Here is a 17,142-nt window from a genome sequence, read left to right on the forward strand (position 1 = left end):
CTATCCACAGGTGGAGGGGGCCGGTTTCCCGGTGAATCGATCCTCGATCCAGCGCAGCGTGGTGCCGAAGAAGGTGACCGGCAGATTGAGGCTGTGACCGAGGATCGAGCCGGGGAGCAGTGGCGGCAGGGCGGTTTCGGTCAACGCCACGGTGGCCCCCCGGCCGCACCAGGTGGCGGCGAGATCGCGCACGGGTCCGGGCGGGACGACATCGTCATTGGTGCCGGTGAGCACGGAGACGGGGACGGCGGGTGTGCGGTGGCCTAGAGCCAGCTCGTCGAGAACCGCACGGGTGACGGGGTTTTCGGCGAGTTCCAGCGAGAGCGGACGGCCCGAGACCGTCCACTCGCCGGTGTGGTGCAGCCCGTAGCGCAGGGTGGTTTCGGCGACGCATTCGGTCGCGGTCGCCGCCATCATGGCGCGTCCGGCCGGATTGATGATCTCGGCGAGCGCCGGAACGGTTTCGGGATAGGCGCTTTCGAGGGCGTTGAGCGCATAGCCGACCAATCCGGCCGACAGTCCGCCCTCGAGCCGGTCGAAGAAGGACGCCAGGTCCACCGGGGCGGCCCCGACGCTGACACCCTTGACGTCGAGATCCGGTCCGTACTCGGCCAATTGCTCGGCCACTCCCCCGGCCGCATTGCCGCCCTGGGAGTATCCGGCGAATACGACCGGCCCGTGCTCCGGAATCGTGGTGCGGCCCAGTCCTTGTGCGGCGCGCACGGCATCGATCGCGACATGGGCTTCGGCGACGGGGTTCATGTAGCTGGGCGCGTTGGGTACACCCAGACCGGCATAGTCCGGGATCACCACCGCGTAGCCCTGCGCGAGCAGCGCGTACATGAAGGGAAGTTCGTACTCGGCCATGACGTCCAGGGGCGGCGTGTACTGGAGTAATCCGCTCAGCAGCCGCGACGGCGCGCACTGGGCTCCTTCACCGTGCGTGCCGACGAGGTAGGCGACCAGCGGTTGCGGTCCCGGACCCCGCCACGGTGTCATCGGCTCGATGACGGTGCCGCTGGCCGTTATGGGCGCACCGTGAATATCGGTGCTGGCGAACGTGATTCGCGTCCCCGCGCCCAGCAACGGGTCCGGCTCGGCAAGCGCCGGTGGCGCGAGCGTTGTGCCGGGCAGGACGGGTAGCACGGTCAGGACCGCGACGGCGGCCAGGCGAAGTGCCCGGCGGGTGGTGACGGTCAAGCCGAACTCCAGTGTTCATGACGCGATACCGCTCTCGCGGCGAGTCCGGCCATCGTATCCGGCGACCCTGGCGGCGACGGTCAATTCCGTGGCGGCACAGGCCATAGCAGGCCGCCGGGACCGGTGTTGGAATCCGTTCCGGGAGGTAATGATGAATCTGAAGCCCGATGTCGCCGCGCCCACCGACGGGTTACCGCAGTGGCGGGTCACGGCGCTCGACCGCATTCCCGGACTCGGCGAATTCCAGCGCACCGAACCGGGTGTCTGGCTGGTCGCCCGGCTGGGCGGACTGCTCGGCGGCGGAGGCCGCATAAGGGTCCTCGAGCTCATGGGCCGCAGTCCCTTGATGTTCTGGGGTTACATGCCCCTCGGCTTGAAGGTTGTTCCCTTCAGTCGACTCTCACGCGTCGACTGCGAACTGGCCACGCTGCGCACCGCGTGGAACTCCGGCGCGCGCTACGAGTGGCACCATCACGTCTACGCGGCCCGGTTCAGCGGCCTGTCGGTGGCGACCGTCGAGCGGATCGCCGCCGGACCCGAGGCCCCCGGCTGGACCGACCATCAGCGCGGGCTGTTGCGAGCGGTCGACGAATTGCATTCCGACCGAATGATCTCCGATGAGACGTGGCCGCTGCTGCGGGCCAGGCTGACCGAGGCGCAGACGGTGGATCTGTGCATGCTGGTCGGCCATTACGAGATGCTGGCCATGCTGCTGCTCAGCCACGGCATCGAACCCGAACCGGCCATGTGGCGGCGCGGGCCCGCACGGTGGCTGCGCGATCCGGCCAGCGGTGACGGCATCGCGCCGGCCTGGCTGCCGCGGTTCAACAAGCTCGTCACCAATCGGATCCAGGGTGTCAGCGCGGGAAAGGTGCCGCCCTACTCCGTGATTCGGCATCTGGGCCGGAAATCAGGTGCGCCGTACCGGACTCCGGTCGTGGCCGTGTACCGCGACGGGCTGCTGATCGTGCCCCTGCCCTATGGCACCAAATCCGACTGGGTGCGCAATGTGCTGGCCGCCAACGGCGGCGAGGCGATCTATCGCGGCCGCACCCGCAAGTTCAGTGATCCGCGTGTGGTCGATGCGGCGGGTGCGGCCGAATTGCCTGCACCCGCACGACTTTTCACACGTCTGATGCAGGTCCTGGTGGCCGACGTGGAGGCATAGCCGTCCGGCGTCACTCCTTGTCGACGAAGACGTAGTCGACGAGGCTGAGGATGCGGGCGCTGTCGAAGTGCTCCGGATCGTCGAGGATCAGACGCGCTCCGGTTTGGATCAGGCCCTGCACCAGGCGCACCAGGACGTCGAGGTTCACCTCGGCGGCGGTGGCCGGATGTTCGGCCAGCCAGTCGTAAAGGGCCTGGCGCAAGGGGATTCGCAGGTGGTCACGAGCGCTGGCGACGCGGTCGCGCAGACCCGGGGGGACGCCATCGATCGGGAAATACACCAGCCGCCAGGTGCCGGGCATGGCGCGCACTTCGGTGAGGAAGCGGTCCAAGGCGTCGCGCAGCACCGTCGTGCTGTCGCGGCCGGCCGGGTCGGCGAGTTCGGCCATGGCGCGGTGCACGGCCGCGCCCATGCGGCCGGTCTCGCGCTGGATGAGCTGGTCCAGCAGTTCATCTCGGCTGCCGAAGGAGTCGTACACCACCGGGCGGGTGACGCCGCCGCGATCGGCGACGGCGGCAATGCTCACCTCGGTGAAACCGCTCTCGGCAACTATGCCCATGGCGGTGTCGAGCAGTTGCTCGCGCCGGTCGGCCGGTGAAAGTCGTTTGGCGTAGCGGCGTTTCGCGGGTGCGGTCTTCGGGTTCGCCATGTCAGGCCCCGCTTCCGGCGAGCGGGCCGTCGGCGGTTGCGGTGGTCCGGCGGCCGGTGGTTCCGGTGATCGGCCCGCCGACCACACGGCGCGCCAGCCAGCGCAGCGTGCGCGAGACCTCGTCGCGGTCGCCCACCTGTTCCGGATCGAGCACCAGGCGGGCGGCGGTCTCGCTCACCGCGAGCGCGGCGTGGCTGAGCAGTTCCGCATCCACCTCGCGGTCCTGCGCCGCGGCGGCCATGGCGATGAGCATTCGGCTGCGGTCGCGAATCGCGGCCTTGCCCTGTTCCACTCGCTCGGAGGTTCCCGGCGGCGCGCCCTCGGGCGGCATGAGCACGAACTGGAAACTCTGCGGCGCGGAGAGCACCAGGTCCAGGTAGACGTCGGCGAGCTCGCTCACGTACTCCAGCGGATCCGCACCCGCGGGGAATTCCGGCATGGATGCCTCCACGAGCTCCATGACCTGCTGCTCCTCGCGATCCAGCAGCGCCGCGAAAAGCTGGTCGCGATCACCGAATTCGCCGTAGAGAGCCGGTCGCGTGACTCCCGCCGCCCGCGCGATGGCATGCATGCTGGCCGACGCGAACCCGTCGCGCACAATGAGATCGCGTGCCGCGTCGAGGATCTGCACGCGTCGCGCCGACACCAACTCTCCACTTCCTTCCGCGCAGGTCCCGACCGACCCGGTGGCGCCAGTGTACGCAACCGGCGCATTTCGCCCGAGACAGGTCTGTATCCCGGTGTCGTTCGCGAAAGATGAGGACCCAGTGCCTGTTTCACCGCGCGCGGGTGGATTCGCGCGCGTCATGCGCGAATCAGCGCGGTGGGGCAGGACAAGTCGGGTGGCGAGGGGTGCTGATGACCTCTGCCGCGCCACCCGCCAGGCGCACCAGTCGGCGTCGCCTCATTCCTCGGCGCCGCCACCGCGCACTCGATTGCCTCGGTCCTATGATCATTAGGATCAATCGTGATGCCCGTAGGAGGGAGGTAGGCATGTCACCCAGGGCTGGTCTGACCACCGAGCGGGTGGTGCGCGGGGCTGCTGAGCTCGCCGATGAGATCGGGTTTCAGAAGGTCACGTTGTCTGCGGTGGCCAAGCGGTTCGGGGTGAAGGATCCGAGCCTTTATGTGCATGTGCGCAATCTGCATGATCTGCGGGTGCGGGTGGCGTTGCTGGCCGGGGGCGAGCTCAATGACCGGATCGGTGCGGCCGTGGCCGGGCGGTCGGGCAAGGACGCGCTGGTCGCGTTCGCCGATGCCTATCGTTCGTATGCGCTGGAGTATCCGGAGCGCTACGCGGCCACGCAGATTCGCATGGATCCCGCCGAGGTGGCCGATGAGCCCGCTCTTTTGCGCAGCATCGAGTTGACCTCTGCCGTCCTGCGTGGATACGGCCTAGGCGAGGCCGAGACCCTCGACGCCGCTCGCCTGCTGCGCAGCACCTTTCACGGCTTCGCGACCCTCGAAAGCGCGGGTGGTTTCGCCCATTCCCGCTCCCCTGCCGACTCCTGGCCCCATATCGTCGACGCGCTGCACGAGACCCTCGCGAACTGGCCGTCCTACGGTGAATGACCGTGCCGCACCAGGCAGGGAGGGGCCACACGTCAGGCCGGGATGGTTCGGTGCGGACGCAGCGGAATGGTGTCGCGGAAGGCTTCGATAGCGGCCGAGACTTCGAAGGGCGTTGTGGTGTGGGCGATTTCGTCGCGGTAGCGGACCCGGGTCGCCACCGCATCGAGGTCGAAGGACCAGACCATGGACATCAATGGATTGATGAACAGTTCAGTGGGCCGGGTACGAGTGAGCGAATGGTGGTCGCCGTATTCGCCGCGAGCGGCATCGGTGATGGACGCGCAGACAATGCTCTCCCGATCGGGGGTGTGGTGCTGGACCCACTCGACGGCATCGAGCCAGGCGTCGACCGCGCGGACGCCGGGCAGCAGCGAGAAGACGCCGTGAAAGGCGTCGAGTTTGGTCAGCGCCGCGACGTTTTCGAGGAAATGCGCGTGGCAGACACCGTGGTAGGTGTCGACACCGAACCCCACGCAGACGGCCAGCTTGACCGGGAGATCGAGGGCGTGGACGGCCAGCAGGCTCGTAATGTCCTCGACCGGGGTGCCCAACCCGGCCTCGTCGCCGGTCATGAGTAGATCGGTGCCGCCGTCGACGAGGACGACGGCGTCGAGGTTCAGGTCGCGGGCCAGCCGGGCATAGGCCGCACACAGATCGGCGGGGCCACCCTTGCGGATCAGATACACGCGGTCGGAGTAGCCGTGATCCCGTAACCAGACCGCGAGGTGCTTCTCGGGGAAATAGTTGGTGGATCCGCTTGTGTCGGCGTCGATTTCGAACAGCCCCCGAACCACCTGCCGTGCCCCGGTGCGGTTGATCGGAGTGAAGGTGAGATTCGCCAGGAAGACCTGCTGACCGCGTTCCTGGAGCGCGAACGCCAGGGGCAGCCCGCTCAGCAGGTCGAAACCACCCCCGGCACCGGCGATCAGAATGCGCTCGCAGCTGCGAAGGCGATGCAGGACGGGCGTACTGAAGAGCGTGGGAGCGGCCATCTCTCGAAGTATCCAGCACCGACGCAAGTGAATAATGCGCCCGGCGGCTCGGCGACAGCCCTGCCCGCATGGTCGAGGAATGGTGTCGGTTGAACCACGGATCGGTGCCGAAGCGGCCCGTCGGTGTGGCGGGATCGGAGATCACCCCGCACGCTGAGCACCAAGATCAGTAACCCGATGGGAGGCACGCGGTGGGACTGCGACGTCGTGAGCTACTACTCGGGTTCGCCGGTGCGGGCGGCCTTGCCCTTACCGGATCCGGAGTCCTGGCGGGATGCAGCCGGCAGGAGCGGAAACCCGCGAAACCGCCCGTCCCCGCGGCCATCCGATTCGATCCCCCAGCGGGCGCGGCCGACGTCTTACCCCGGCGGCCCGCCACGGTCACCGTCACCGACGGCACGCTCACCTCGGTCGAATGGGTCGACGAGACCGGCCGGACACTCCCCGGCGTTCCGGCGCCCGACCACCGCACCTGGACCAGCGCCGAACCCCTCGGCTACGGCCACACCTACACCGCGAAGGCCCTGGCGCACGGCGAGACCGGCGACATCACCGCCACCACCACATGCACGACCGCCACCCCCGATCGCCTCGTGGACGTCTCGCTGCGCTCGTCGAACCTGAACGAGATCGCCGAGAACGACACGTACGGAATAGGTTTCGTCCTCGTCGCCCACTTCGACGAGCCTGTAGACCGCGCCGCCGCCGAACCCTGCCTGAAGGTCGTCACCGAACCCGCCACCACCGGCGCGTGGTACTGGCTCGACGACCAGAACGCGCACTGGCGTCCCGAGCGCTACCACGCCCCCGGCACCCGAATCACCGTCGCCGCAGACCTTTTCGGCGTCCCCCTCGGCGACGGCGCGTACGGCCAACGCGACCAACGCGTCTCGATCACCATCGGCCCCGCCCACGTCGCCATCGCCGACGACAACACCAAACAGATCGAGGTCTTCGAGAACGGAAACCTGGTGCGCACCATGCCCACCTCCATGGGCATGGGCGGCACCGCAGTCGTCGGCAACCGCGTACTGTCCTTCTGGACCCGCCCCGGCGTCTACACCGTCCTCGACCGCAAGGACCCGGTCATCATGGACTCCGCCACCTACGGCCTGCCCACCAACTCCAGCCTCGGCTACCGCACCAGCATCAACAAGGCCGTCCGCATCAGCCACGACGGCATCTACGTCCACGAACTCGCCGAATCCGTCTGGGCCCAAGGCGTCACCAACGTCTCCCACGGCTGCCTCAACATCTCCCCCACCGACGCCGCCTGGTTCTACGACTTCGTCACCCCCGGCGACATAGTAGAAGTCCGCAACACCGGCGGCGACCCCCTCGACATCTGGCAAAACGGCGACTGGACCATCCCCTGGCCCGACTGGCTCCACGGCACCGCCCGCGGCTGACCTCGACGCGGCATGCGGCCCACATCGCCGAACACCGCCTACGCGTCCCCGCGGCAAAAACGTCCTGGACCACCTTCGGCCCGAGCGTCGAAATCGGCCCGAACGCGGCGTGGCGAGTGCCCGCTCATGCCGGATGCCGCGCGAGGTGTGGCATCAACCCTCCGATGTTCCCTTCGTCTAGGAGATGACCAGCACCTGCACCTCGGACGGAACAATCAACGGCGAGACCATCAAACGCCAGATATGGCAGATCCCTGACGAGCTAATCGCCGGAATCCTCGCCATCGTCGGTGATCCGGAGCCGCGTGCAGTGGGGATATGGATCAAGCCACCACACCTCGAACGGGTATCCGCGATCATTGGCAAGCCGCTCGATCCCCACGCCCTTCATTGGCTGGGCAAGACCGTCGCCTGAGCGCCGTCCCAGGAAGGCGATTGCGGGCCGTGGCTGCTCGAAGATGACGTCAACGATTGCTCTGGCAAGGTTCTGTCGGGAGATATTCGACCGCCGTTCAAGAACTTTCGGCCATCGTCGTTGCCTCTGACAGACAATGACAGCTGCAGGCTGACGAAGGGAGAGTGCAGCCGATGAGCGCATCAGAGAGCGTTGACTGGCGACGCAACACCATCGCAGGCCGTGGAGTGGTTGAGCGGCTGAATCAGACCAGCTCGCTGGTGGCATTGGAGCGGGTGGCCTATGGCGCGGGACAAACGAACTGGTACACCGCCCACGACCACGAGGACCTGGAGACGATCGTGCACGCCCTGCGCCCGGGGAGTCTCGTCAGCTTCTACTTCGACAACAGGATTGCTCGCGGCCCCTACACCGGAAGAGTTCGCAACGAACTGATCGACATCATCGAGCGGGACGGCGACGCGTTGATCGGATGGCTCGAGCCAGACAATGTGCACATCTCGATGGCCGTCATCGTCAGTGCCGAAGACCTCGACGAGGAAGTCCTCGCCGCCGAGAGCGACGATGAGGTCTACTACGGTGCGTTCCCGGCGCGGGACGATGATGGCACGCACGCCATCACACTGACGTTACCGGACGCGGATGGAGTTGTTCGCTCACACGCGTACTAGCTGCCGCACCCGGCGCGCGTTCCACTGTCGGCGCAAGCTCGGAAGTCGTTGAACATCAGCAAGTTACAACCCCCAACCGTACGTACGGCAGCCGATGAAAGCGCGCGCTGCACCGCTGCGCGGTCCCTGATTAGTCGATCAGATCGGTTGGCTGGCACGGCTTCCCAACGTCCGCTACTGCCGATGTCACGGCAATCAGGGCGATAAATGGAACGCGAAGCCTGTCTGCACCGCCCGCGCTGGGGCTTTAGCCGACCACGACGAACTCATTGTCCTGATCCAGCGCCTACACGCACTGCCGCCGTCCTGGAGAGACGACCCGGCACTGCTGACAGCGACGTTCGGCTGGCCGATCAGTAGCTCCGCACCGGGCCTGACCCAGTTCGTGAGCGGTCCAGGATCAGCCAAGACCTATCTCTACTCGACAGACCACCTCGCAATGTTGGAAGTTCCAATCTGCCCGCCGGTCAGCGCATCGGTGCACGCGGCAGGCGTGCATCAGCTCCCGCTGGGTCATGTCATGCCCCAGTGACCCGAATCGTTGGCTGGCAGAGCGCCAGCGATCTGTAATCCACTCCGCAACAATGCACACTCATGGCTAGCCGCAGCCCGGGCGTCCGGCACCGCTGCGGGTGTGGCGGGCGAGTGCGGGCAACCGCAGATTTCAGGAGGCTGCGCCGAGCCGCCGTGACGCAGGCTTGAGAGGGTCCACGCCGGTGCCTTTTTACGCCAGAGAGCAATCGGCGGGACAGGGCTCGGTGGGGTAAGGCAACAACGCGTCGTCGCAACCCGAATCCGCGCCTGATCGCGCAAACGCCGACCTGAACCCACTGACCTGCCACTGGCGTTGTGGCCGAAGCGGTCCAGCACGAAGAAGCCGGAAGATCCAGTGGTCAGCGCGCCCTAGCTGAAGATCAACGGCCTCGGCATATCTCGGGGCCGAACTCACCACCGGCCACAGCACTCGTCTGGACTTTCAACGTGTCGCCAACCATCGGCCGAGCCCGTGGCCAGACCCCGCCGCTCCGCGCCGGCTCCACCTGGATTTCAGCGTCGACGATCTCGACCGAGCCGAACGACACCTTCTCGGCCTCGGCGCCGTACTCGCGACCTACCAACCTGGCGGCCAACGCTTCCGCGTCCTTCTGGACCCGGCCGGACATCCGTTCTGTATCGCCACCGCCGCCGCGGCAGGCATACCCGATCAAGAACCAACAGCGGAACCGTAAACGGCCCATTGAGGCGCGATACTAGCCGCTTACAAGGTCGTTCGGATCGGTCAGGGCTGCAGGCGGTTGAATGCGCCGATGAGCGTTGGACGTCACCGCGCCGTGCATGGTCATCCGCGGCGTGACCACCAGCGCCGCTTCGGCTTGCTCTCCTCCGGGAGCAAGAACTGTGCGACGATGTCCAGGAAAACCCAGATGTCGCCGATCTCATACGTATCCGGCTCCTCGCTACCACCCAGGAATGGGTACGGCGTGGCGATGTAGACCTGTTCGGCCGCCAGCGGACCGAGGATGGTCCGGATCTTCTCGACATGGTCGGACAGCAGGATTACCGACGTGAAATAGGAATCGCGCACGATCGTTTCGACAAACTCCGCCGTCGTGGGGAACTCTCCGTAATTCTTGCCAGCAGCGTTGTATGGGTACAACACGCCGTGTTCACCGGTCGCGCGGTTGGCGACGAAGACGTGACCCAGATCCGAATACCCCACGACCGTGTCGAACTGGGGAAAGTGCGGCACCCAACGAGGCATGGCTACGGCCATCGCGGTGGGTTCGATCATCCGGAAGCAATCATTGGTCACAGGCCATTCAAGCATGCAAGGCAATGGATTTCGATCCAGCGACACAGGACGGTCGCTGTTCGACGGAGCTTCGTCAGCCTCGACGCTTATCTCCGGGCCGCATCGAACGACATCGGCTCGTGTCGCGAGCCGTGCGATTCGAACCGGCCGGCGCCGTCCTGCGGAAGATCAACGGCCGCAGTCGTTGCCAAACTTGATCGCTCGTCCAGCGACGCCCTTCGAGGTACAACAGAACTGGGACCGGAAACCTCGGTGTGCAACCACGTTCGGGGACATCCTCTTGGGATTCGCCGTAACACAGTCAGAGGTGCTCATCGGCGAGGGTGAATGGGTCCTGACCAGATTTGTAGACGCACCATTCCTGCCAGACATTGTCCGGATCGATGTCGCGATATCCACGCGACCGATCCAACGCTCCCTGCTGCGACAGTGGCATCATCATGCAGAGGGCCTTATCGCGTACGTCGAGGACCTCGTCCTCTGTCAAAGCCTCGCCCTTGTCGTCTTCCCGGCGAATCAGCAGGGCGATGAGCGCGGGAATCGGGATGGGAACCAAAGGATCATCGTCGTGCATCGCCTGGCCCGGCTCGATGGGCTGATGAGTGTTCACAGCAAATCCATTCCCTACGGCAGACAAAGACAGCACTCGAAAGCGCCGCCGGAACTGTACACGAGCCTCGACGTCAGGAACGGCCAGGAAGTTGGACGCCACGCGAATGACCTGCCCTGCAATCGAACTCGGCGTCTCACTCCCACGAGACGTACTGATGCAGGCCGGCCCAGCGTCCTGTTCTGCCGCTGATCACTCGGTTCCGGACGGCCGCGGCGTCCGCCCGCGACCGCCCTGACCTACCGAATGCCGGACTCTCGACGAGAATGCATCTGAGCATGCAAACGTCGAGAAGGTCGCTGCCCCAGTGCATTCTCGTGGTGCGTGAGCGGATGCTGCTGGCTGCGAATGTCCGGAAATGCCTGCGGGTTCAGGCGGTCATCGCAACGCTTCGTCGAGTGCTTCTGGTGGTGTGTGGAATCCGAGGGTTTGTCGAGGACGGCCGTTGAACTCGTCGGCGATGGCGTCCAGATCGGCCTGAGCGTAGGCGCGGAGGTCGAGGTGTCGGGGAAGGTATTGGCGCAGCAGGACATTGGTGTTTTGTTGCTGCCGTGCTGACCGAACTGGCCGGCACAACCCGGCGGAAGGTCAACTGGCTGAATTTCTTCGAGCAGCTTGCGGGACGGATTCTGTTCGCTGTGCTTACGCCTGGTCCTCGGTTTCGCGCGAGAAGGAATATCCCCTTTCGACCCGGGCGACTTCGACTGTGTAGTTCTGGTACCAGCGCTGTTTGCCGAGGCGTTGTGCTTCGAGATGTTCTAGGTCGGACTTCCAGGCGCGGATGGATTCCTCATCACGGTAGTAGAGGACCGAGAGGTCTCGGCCTTGGCCGTCGGTCATGCTTTCGCGGCCCAGGTAGCCGGGCCATCCGGTGCCGAGGTCGGTCATGCGGGTGGCCATCGCCCGGTAATCCGAGTCCTCCTCGCCCCGAAGCCGAGTCGTGATGATCACGGCGTAGTAGGGCGGTTGGGGACGCTCGAACGAGGACGAAGATTCCACGCAGGCGGATAGTAGTGGATCGCCGAGGTGCTGCCTGGACTCGAAGAGGAAAGGCACGTCAGGGCGCTTTTACGGGCCGAGTCCCGACCTTTTGCGCCCGAGCGGGTTACGGTCATCAGCGACGTCGGTTACTGATGTTGAAATGAGATGAGTGGTCGGCCCCGCGGGGCTCGGTAAGTGTGGGGAGTTGCGATCGTGTCGGATTCCGAGCCGCTGCCGACCATGCGGGACGTGCTGCCCGACCCGGAAGTTGATGACCCGCCGCCGGATTCAGGCGACCGGTGGGAGTCGTGGCTGCCCGGCCGGGCCTCCACCGAGCGTGGCGAAACCTACAGCGACCACGCCCGCGCGAGTTTCGTCGACCGCTCCGGCGGGGTCGCCGCCGCGGCGCGGGCCCGGCTCAAACGCCACCGGGACACCGACTTTCCCCGCCACCGCGCGCCGGGTGGCCGGGCGCCGGTGGCGCTGCTGGCGCTGGCCGGGGTGATCGTGGTCGTTGTCGTGGTGCTGGGGTTCAATCTCAGCACCAGCGCGAAGCACGGGCCGCTGGCAGCCGCACCGGTCTCGGCCACGCACACGACCACGGTCGCGGCTCCGGCGACGACGGAGTCGTATCCACACGCGACCGCGGACTGCTATCCGGCCAAATCCGCGAACCTGGTCGTCGGCGCCGGGCCGGGCGACCCGACCACGGGCCCGGGGGCGATCCTCGGGTTCGAGTGGGCCTACTACTCCGATCGCTCCGGCGCACGCGCGCGCGACTGGGTCGCCGCGGGCGCGGATGTGCCCGACGCCGCCGCGATCCAGGCCGGAATCGACTCGGTACCCACCGCCACCAAGTACTGCGTGCACATCAACCGCGCCGATTCCGATGCCTCCGGCAGCACGTGGAATGTGGTGCTGTCCGAACAGTTCCCGACCGACAAGACCCCGCAGCAGTGGTCCCAGACCATCACCACCCGCAGCGAGAACGGACGCACCTTGATCACCGCGATCCGAAAAGCGAACTGAGACAATCGAACCGAGAAGGGAACGCGCATGGACGTCAGCAACGACAAGGTCAGTTTCGATTTCCCCGCCGCCGCCGGGTACGTGCAGGCCGCCGGGGACGCCGCGGCCCTGCTGGGCACCGCGGCCGGCCACGCGCAGACCGTGGCCGGCGTCGACCTATCCGGGCTCGGAGCCTTCGGCTCGGGGTTCGCCTCGGCGTGGGCGAGCGCCTGGGAGGCGCACGGCGGGCAGCTGGGCAACGCGCAGGTGCTCACCGACGCCTACGGGCAAGGCCTCACCACGTGGGCCACCGTGCTGGGCGGGGTCGACACCGACGCGGCCGAGCAGATCGCGGGCGCGGTGCCCGGCACCGACGAGATCCAGGCCTAGACCGTGAAACCGAGAGGGGGAGCACCCGAATGAAGTCCGGCACCGAAGGCGGCGACACCATCTATGCGGTGGAGGAGCCTGCGCTCGTCACCGCGCTGGTCGCGCCGCTGCTGAAACTGCGGGCGTCCCTGGGCAGCGGCGCGCGCCCCGACGACAGCGTGCTGGCCGCGCTGTCGGCGGTCACCGAATCTGTCAAGGTCAGCGACGACACCCACCGCGGCGGCCTGGACCTGCTGGTCGGCACCGACACCGCGGCCGCGGCGCATCCGGTGATCAAGCAGACCACCACCGAGATCGCGGGGCTGGCCGAGGTTTCGGGCCAGCTCGCGCCGCTGCTCGCCGACGCCTACACCGTGCGCGACAAGGCCGCCGACGACCTCGACACCCTGATCAGCGATTTCCGCGCCCAAGCGACCCCGCTGGTGAAAGCCGCACGCTCACAAGCCGATCTGGACCCGGTGGTGAACCTGGCCGCCGACTACACCCGCAGCGGCGTCGGCGTGGTGAAGGCCGCCACGGGGCAGATGGACCAGTACACCGGCAAGGTCAACACCCTCGCGCAGGACTCTCCGGTGATCACCAACCCCGGCACCGGACAGCCCGGCCTCGCGGTACCCGCGGACGATCAACCCGCAAACAGCAACTACCCCAACCCGGGCAACACCGGCCAGGGCGGCAACACCGTCTATCCGAACAACAGCAACTATTACGGAAACACCGGATACGGCCACAATAGCTGGAACAGCAATAACGGCTGGAACAACAACTACGGCAACAACAACACCTCCTACGACGGCGGCAGCGACTACACCAATTCCAAGCTCGCCCAAACCAACCCCGAACTCGCCGCGCAGCTCACGATCCAGTCCGCACTGCTCTCGGCCGGGGTCACCCTGGGCTCGGCGTTGATCACCGGAGCGGTCACGTTGGGCTCGTCGCTGATCTCGAGCGGCGCGCAGGTGATCACCACGGGCATCGAGAAGGGCGAGACCTACGCCGAGAAGGCGTTGGCCGCCAACACGACCCAGGCGGGCGCCACACCCGCGACCGGGACGCCAGGCACCACGACCCTGCCCGGCGGCAACAGCCTGACCCCGGGATTGGCCGACCCGGGCCCCGCCACCCCGGCCACCGACCAGGGCGGCGGCCAGACTCCCAAACCCGCTGCCTCGCTGCCCAGCACCTCGCCGGGCGCGGGTACGACTCCGCAGACTCCACAGCCGCAGGCGGGCGTGCCCGGCAACAACAGCGGTGGCGGCGGTGCGCCGGCGGTGATCCCGCCGGGAGTCCAGGCCAAACCCCAGCCCGACCAAGACACCAAGAAACGCGACGGCCAGGCGGGCACCACCGCCTGAACACCCGTCGCGGGCGAGACAAGGACACCCCTTCATGTCCGACTTGTTCGGTGGCCTACCCGGATTCGCGGGCGGGCCACCTGCGCCCACGAACCTCGAACGCAGCCCCCGCCCACGGCGGCGTCGGCGGCCGATCCCGGCGCCGGAGCCCGAAGACGATTACGAGGTCACCGGCGACATCCGCGACCACACCTGGGATGTCCTGCCGGTCGCGAAGCCCGGGCAAGCCACAACGCTGTGGGGCGCCCCCGAGCGGGCCGAGGCCCTGTGGGGTCCGATCGCCGCGACCGACCCGGTCCTGGGCGACGACCCGACCACCCTCACCGTCACCGACCCCCAACGCATTTCGTCGCCGGGCATCCGGCCGACCTCACCGCCGAAAACGAGTCCGATCCATGACTGACCCCGCCGCGCTGGTGTCCACCGCCACCAGCAGCAACACCGCCCGCACCATCACCGTGACCGCCACGGACCAGGGCACCATCACCGAACTACGGTTCGACGCCGGCGTCTACGGGCACGGCGCCGGCGCGCTGGCCGCCGAAATCGTGCGCCTGGCCCAGCGTTCCACTCTGCTGGCCAAGGCCCACCGCCGCGAAGCCCTCGCCGCCGCCGGGCTCGCGCCGGTCCTGCTCGACCGACTCGGCCTGCCCGCCCCCGAAGCCGTGGCCGCCGAACTCGCGCGCCTGGACGCCCCGGCCGCCGCCAACGCCCCACGCACCTGGGTGCGTGCGGTATGAGCGCGGACATGGACGCGGTATTCGCCGCGGTCGGCGAACAACTCGAAGCCCTCACCCTGGCCGCCGATGGACTGACCCGGGTCATGGGAATCGCCACCAGCGATGACGGCCTGATCACCGCACAGGTGAGCGGGGACGGCACCCTGACCGGACTCGACCTCGCCGAGGCGATCACCGCAAACCCGCCCGAGCAGGCCGCCGCCGCCATCACCGCCACCATCGCCGCCGCCCACGCCGAAGCGGCACGCCACCGAGCCATCCTGCTGGCCCGCCTCGGTGAGGCCCTCGGCTAGGGTGCGCAGCCGCGCACGAAGAGGCCCATTTCGGGCCCGGCCCAGTGCGGGCGAGCGGCACCCGCGATGCCGATTATCGAATGGTCGGCGTCGAACGGGCGTTGCTACCGTGCAAGCGTTCGGTGATCACGAAGGGACGAATATGCCTGTGGTGCGGCGGTTCTGGATCGAATTCGACCGGGACCGCGAACCGGCTTGGCCCGGAACGTACGTCGGTGTGACCGGCTACGGCGAGCAGGACTGTCTGGCCATGGTGGCCGATCTGCTCCCCGACGGCGCGGAGTTACGGCCGGTGCGCCGCATCACGCCGGATATCGTTGTGGACGAGAACCTTCCGGTGAACATTCGCGCTCTCGGAGTCCCGGTGTGGCGCGGCGTCTGGTATCCGCCCAGCAACCTCCGGACCGGGCCGACGTGGCGTCCCCCCGGCGTCGGCCGAAATCCTGCCGCACCCACCTCCGGCCCGGCACGCCGCACGGATTCACCCACACAGCCGGGGGCCACCGTGCGCCCCGACCCGCTGCCGGAGTGGTGGGACGAAATCCCGCATGTCGACAGTCTGCTGTGGCCGGTCGGCAATATGCCCTACACCTATCTTGGCGATCAAATGTGGCGGTACGCACCAGAACTGCGCCGCGCCATCATCGAGGAGCCGAGCTATGGGGACATGGTGCGAGAAGCCCTCGACTACGTGATCACGCAACGTTCGACACCGAGCGATTGGTTCGACCCGGACACGACCACATTCCTCGATCAACAGCATCGGAACCAATATCTGCGAACCTTCCGCGACTACTTGTTCGGACACCACCCGCATCCGATCTACCCTCCCCGCAAACGACCCGCACCCGACGCGGACACCACACCGGTCGACGAATGAGCGCGGGCCACAAGGGCTCCGAACAACCTGTGGTGCCGCGCCGGCACTGATCGAACCGGCCAGCGCGGCGGGGCGGAAGATCAAGTGGCGGTGTCGGTCCGAGGTCGGCCGAACCGTCAGGGCTCGAGGTCGACCACTCCTTTACCGGTGGCGATGTCGAAGGGCACCGAGACCTGATCGTGCGCGATCAGCCAGGTGTCGCCGATCCTGCGCATGCCGTAGGTGACCCGGACCCACATGCCCTGCGCCGCTTGCCCGTTCTGCAGGGTGCCGTGCAGGCGAGCGAAGGCGTGCCCGAACGCGACGTTCCCGTCCACGGTGAACGTCAGATCGCGAATCTCGTAGTCCACGGTCGCGAAGAACTGGAACACCTTCGCCCAGTTCTCGAGTTTCGCCGCGATCCCGGCATGCACCAGCGGCGGCTCGACGTCGAAGGACACCACGTCGACGGTGTACAGCTGCCGTAGGGTTTCCAGATCCTTGGCGCGCAGGGCCTCGACTATCTTTTCGACCGTCTGGCGCGGGTCGGTCTCGGTGTGTGGCCGAAAGTTGTTGTCGATGGTCATGTTCGGCTCCTCAATGGTTCGTGAGTGTCGGTTATGCCCTCTAGACACCGCGGATCACCGAGACATGACACGATCCGACGTGACCTGCGCCACTCACCTCGATGGTGGGCGTCCGAACTCTCCGAGGATTGTCAGCGTTCGGCGACGGCTTCCTCGTAGGCGTGCAGGGTGGCTATCACGAGGGCGCGCTGCTCGGCCGTCAGTGGGCCGAGGGCCGCCCGCCAGCCGCGATCCGCGCCGCCGAGCCAGGCCTCGACGGCCTTGCGCTGGGAGTCGGCGATGGCGACAAGGGTTCGCCTGCGGTCATTGTCGTCGGGTCGTCGTTCCACGACACCCTGTCGGCTGAGGTCCGCGACCATCAGGCTCACGGTCGTGGGGGCGACCTCGAGCCGCCGCGCCAGCTCGTTCACCGTCAGCGGCCCGTCGAACA

22 protein-coding genes are annotated in these 17,142 nt (G+C 67.0%); 13 read left to right on the forward strand and 9 right to left on the reverse strand.

Annotated features, from left to right (window positions below):
- Positions 1 to 1,200 carry a lipase family protein gene (locus ON43_RS36680; protein WP_051179746.1) on the reverse strand — a complete coding sequence of 400 codons (1,200 nt, stop codon included), beginning with the start codon at positions 1,198 to 1,200 and terminating at the stop codon, positions 1 to 3.
- A gap of 151 nt (positions 1,201 to 1,351) precedes the next feature.
- On the opposite strand from ON43_RS36680, the gene ON43_RS43050 reads away from it, so the two are divergent.
- A complete protein-coding gene (locus tag ON43_RS43050; protein WP_167333490.1) occupies positions 1,352 to 2,368 on the forward strand; it encodes a nitroreductase family deazaflavin-dependent oxidoreductase in 1,017 nt (338 codons plus the stop codon).
- Between the two features lie 10 nt (positions 2,369 to 2,378).
- Here the strand turns inward: ON43_RS43050 and ON43_RS43055 are convergent, their stop codons facing one another.
- A complete protein-coding gene (locus ON43_RS43055) occupies positions 2,379 to 3,017 on the reverse strand; it encodes a TetR/AcrR family transcriptional regulator (protein ID WP_051179750.1) in 639 nt (212 codons plus the stop codon).
- Position 3,018: 1 nt separating this feature from the next.
- Positions 3,019 to 3,663 (reverse strand): TetR/AcrR family transcriptional regulator, encoded by a 645-nt coding sequence (locus tag ON43_RS43060; RefSeq protein WP_051179751.1) that lies wholly within the window; start codon positions 3,661 to 3,663, stop codon positions 3,019 to 3,021.
- Between the two features lie 347 nt (positions 3,664 to 4,010).
- On the opposite strand from ON43_RS43060, the gene ON43_RS36700 reads away from it, so the two are divergent.
- On the forward strand, positions 4,011 to 4,589 hold the full coding sequence (locus tag ON43_RS36700) for a TetR/AcrR family transcriptional regulator (protein ID WP_040815152.1): 579 nt from the start codon (positions 4,011 to 4,013) through the stop codon (positions 4,587 to 4,589).
- A gap of 32 nt (positions 4,590 to 4,621) precedes the next feature.
- Here the strand turns inward: ON43_RS36700 and ON43_RS36705 are convergent, their stop codons facing one another.
- On the reverse strand, positions 4,622 to 5,581 hold the full coding sequence (locus ON43_RS36705; protein WP_040815154.1) for a DUF1152 domain-containing protein: 960 nt from the start codon (positions 5,579 to 5,581) through the stop codon (positions 4,622 to 4,624).
- A gap of 191 nt (positions 5,582 to 5,772) precedes the next feature.
- Here ON43_RS36705 and ON43_RS36710 point away from each other — a divergent pair, with 191 nt between their 5' ends.
- The 4 genes from ON43_RS36710 to ON43_RS45665 all read left to right on the forward strand — a co-directional run bounded on the left by ON43_RS36710 (position 5,773) and on the right by ON43_RS45665 (position 9,305).
- On the forward strand, positions 5,773 to 6,990 hold the full coding sequence (locus tag ON43_RS36710; protein WP_245568928.1) for a L,D-transpeptidase: 1,218 nt from the start codon (positions 5,773 to 5,775) through the stop codon (positions 6,988 to 6,990).
- A 184-nt stretch (positions 6,991 to 7,174) separates the two neighbouring features.
- Complete coding sequence (locus tag ON43_RS36715; RefSeq protein ID WP_040815156.1) at positions 7,175 to 7,405, forward strand: hypothetical protein; 231 nt, start codon at positions 7,175 to 7,177, stop codon at positions 7,403 to 7,405.
- A 173-nt stretch (positions 7,406 to 7,578) separates the two neighbouring features.
- Positions 7,579 to 8,076 (forward strand): hypothetical protein, encoded by a 498-nt coding sequence (locus ON43_RS36720; RefSeq protein ID WP_157514332.1) that lies wholly within the window; start codon positions 7,579 to 7,581, stop codon positions 8,074 to 8,076.
- A 968-nt stretch (positions 8,077 to 9,044) separates the two neighbouring features.
- Positions 9,045 to 9,305, forward strand: coding sequence for a VOC family protein (locus ON43_RS45665; RefSeq protein ID WP_167333491.1), 261 nt, complete (start codon positions 9,045 to 9,047; stop codon positions 9,303 to 9,305).
- Positions 9,306 to 9,415: 110 nt separating this feature from the next.
- On the opposite strand, the gene ON43_RS36730 is transcribed toward ON43_RS45665, so the two are convergent.
- The 3 genes from ON43_RS36730 to ON43_RS36740 all read right to left on the reverse strand — a co-directional run bounded on the left by ON43_RS36730 (position 9,416) and on the right by ON43_RS36740 (position 11,498).
- Positions 9,416 to 9,868, reverse strand: a complete 453-nt coding sequence (locus ON43_RS36730) for a T6SS immunity protein Tdi1 domain-containing protein (protein ID WP_063712701.1) — start codon at positions 9,866 to 9,868, stop codon at positions 9,416 to 9,418.
- A 322-nt stretch (positions 9,869 to 10,190) separates the two neighbouring features.
- Positions 10,191 to 10,601, reverse strand: coding sequence for a hypothetical protein (locus ON43_RS45995; protein WP_218003470.1), 411 nt, complete (start codon positions 10,599 to 10,601; stop codon positions 10,191 to 10,193).
- A gap of 540 nt (positions 10,602 to 11,141) precedes the next feature.
- Positions 11,142 to 11,498, reverse strand: a complete 357-nt coding sequence (locus ON43_RS36740) for an antibiotic biosynthesis monooxygenase family protein (protein WP_040815164.1) — start codon at positions 11,496 to 11,498, stop codon at positions 11,142 to 11,144.
- Positions 11,499 to 11,693: 195 nt separating this feature from the next.
- On the opposite strand from ON43_RS36740, the gene ON43_RS43065 reads away from it, so the two are divergent.
- The 7 genes from ON43_RS43065 to ON43_RS36775 all read left to right on the forward strand — a co-directional run bounded on the left by ON43_RS43065 (position 11,694) and on the right by ON43_RS36775 (position 16,146).
- On the forward strand, positions 11,694 to 12,509 hold the full coding sequence (locus ON43_RS43065) for a DUF8176 domain-containing protein (protein WP_051179755.1): 816 nt from the start codon (positions 11,694 to 11,696) through the stop codon (positions 12,507 to 12,509).
- A 27-nt stretch (positions 12,510 to 12,536) separates the two neighbouring features.
- Positions 12,537 to 12,878, forward strand: coding sequence for a hypothetical protein (locus ON43_RS36750; protein WP_040815166.1), 342 nt, complete (start codon positions 12,537 to 12,539; stop codon positions 12,876 to 12,878).
- 29 nt (positions 12,879 to 12,907) lie between these two features.
- Positions 12,908 to 14,233, forward strand: coding sequence for a hypothetical protein (locus tag ON43_RS36755; protein WP_040815168.1), 1,326 nt, complete (start codon positions 12,908 to 12,910; stop codon positions 14,231 to 14,233).
- A 34-nt stretch (positions 14,234 to 14,267) separates the two neighbouring features.
- Entirely contained in the window at positions 14,268 to 14,636 is a 369-nt protein-coding gene (locus ON43_RS36760) for a hypothetical protein (RefSeq protein WP_040815170.1), read from the forward strand.
- Positions 14,629 to 14,973: a hypothetical protein gene (locus ON43_RS36765; RefSeq protein WP_040815172.1), complete on the forward strand. Its 345-nt coding sequence runs from the start codon at positions 14,629 to 14,631 to the stop codon at positions 14,971 to 14,973. Before ON43_RS36760 ends, ON43_RS36765 begins: the two co-directional genes overlap by 8 nt.
- Entirely contained in the window at positions 14,970 to 15,266 is a 297-nt protein-coding gene (locus ON43_RS36770) for a YbaB/EbfC family nucleoid-associated protein (RefSeq protein WP_051179757.1), read from the forward strand. The genes ON43_RS36765 and ON43_RS36770 overlap by 4 nt, the downstream gene beginning before the upstream one ends.
- 142 nt (positions 15,267 to 15,408) lie before the next feature.
- Positions 15,409 to 16,146, forward strand: coding sequence for a hypothetical protein (locus ON43_RS36775; protein WP_157514333.1), 738 nt, complete (start codon positions 15,409 to 15,411; stop codon positions 16,144 to 16,146).
- Between the two features lie 116 nt (positions 16,147 to 16,262).
- On the opposite strand, the gene ON43_RS36780 is transcribed toward ON43_RS36775, so the two are convergent.
- A complete protein-coding gene (locus ON43_RS36780; protein WP_040815175.1) occupies positions 16,263 to 16,712 on the reverse strand; it encodes a YybH family protein in 450 nt (149 codons plus the stop codon).
- Between the two features lie 131 nt (positions 16,713 to 16,843).
- On the reverse strand, positions 16,844 to 17,142 hold a 299-nt coding region (locus ON43_RS36785), incomplete at its 5' end, for a MarR family transcriptional regulator (RefSeq protein WP_040815177.1).

This window comes from Nocardia concava NBRC 100430 (assembly GCF_000308815.1).
In the GTDB taxonomy this organism is placed as follows: domain Bacteria; phylum Actinomycetota; class Actinomycetes; order Mycobacteriales; family Mycobacteriaceae; genus Nocardia; species Nocardia concava.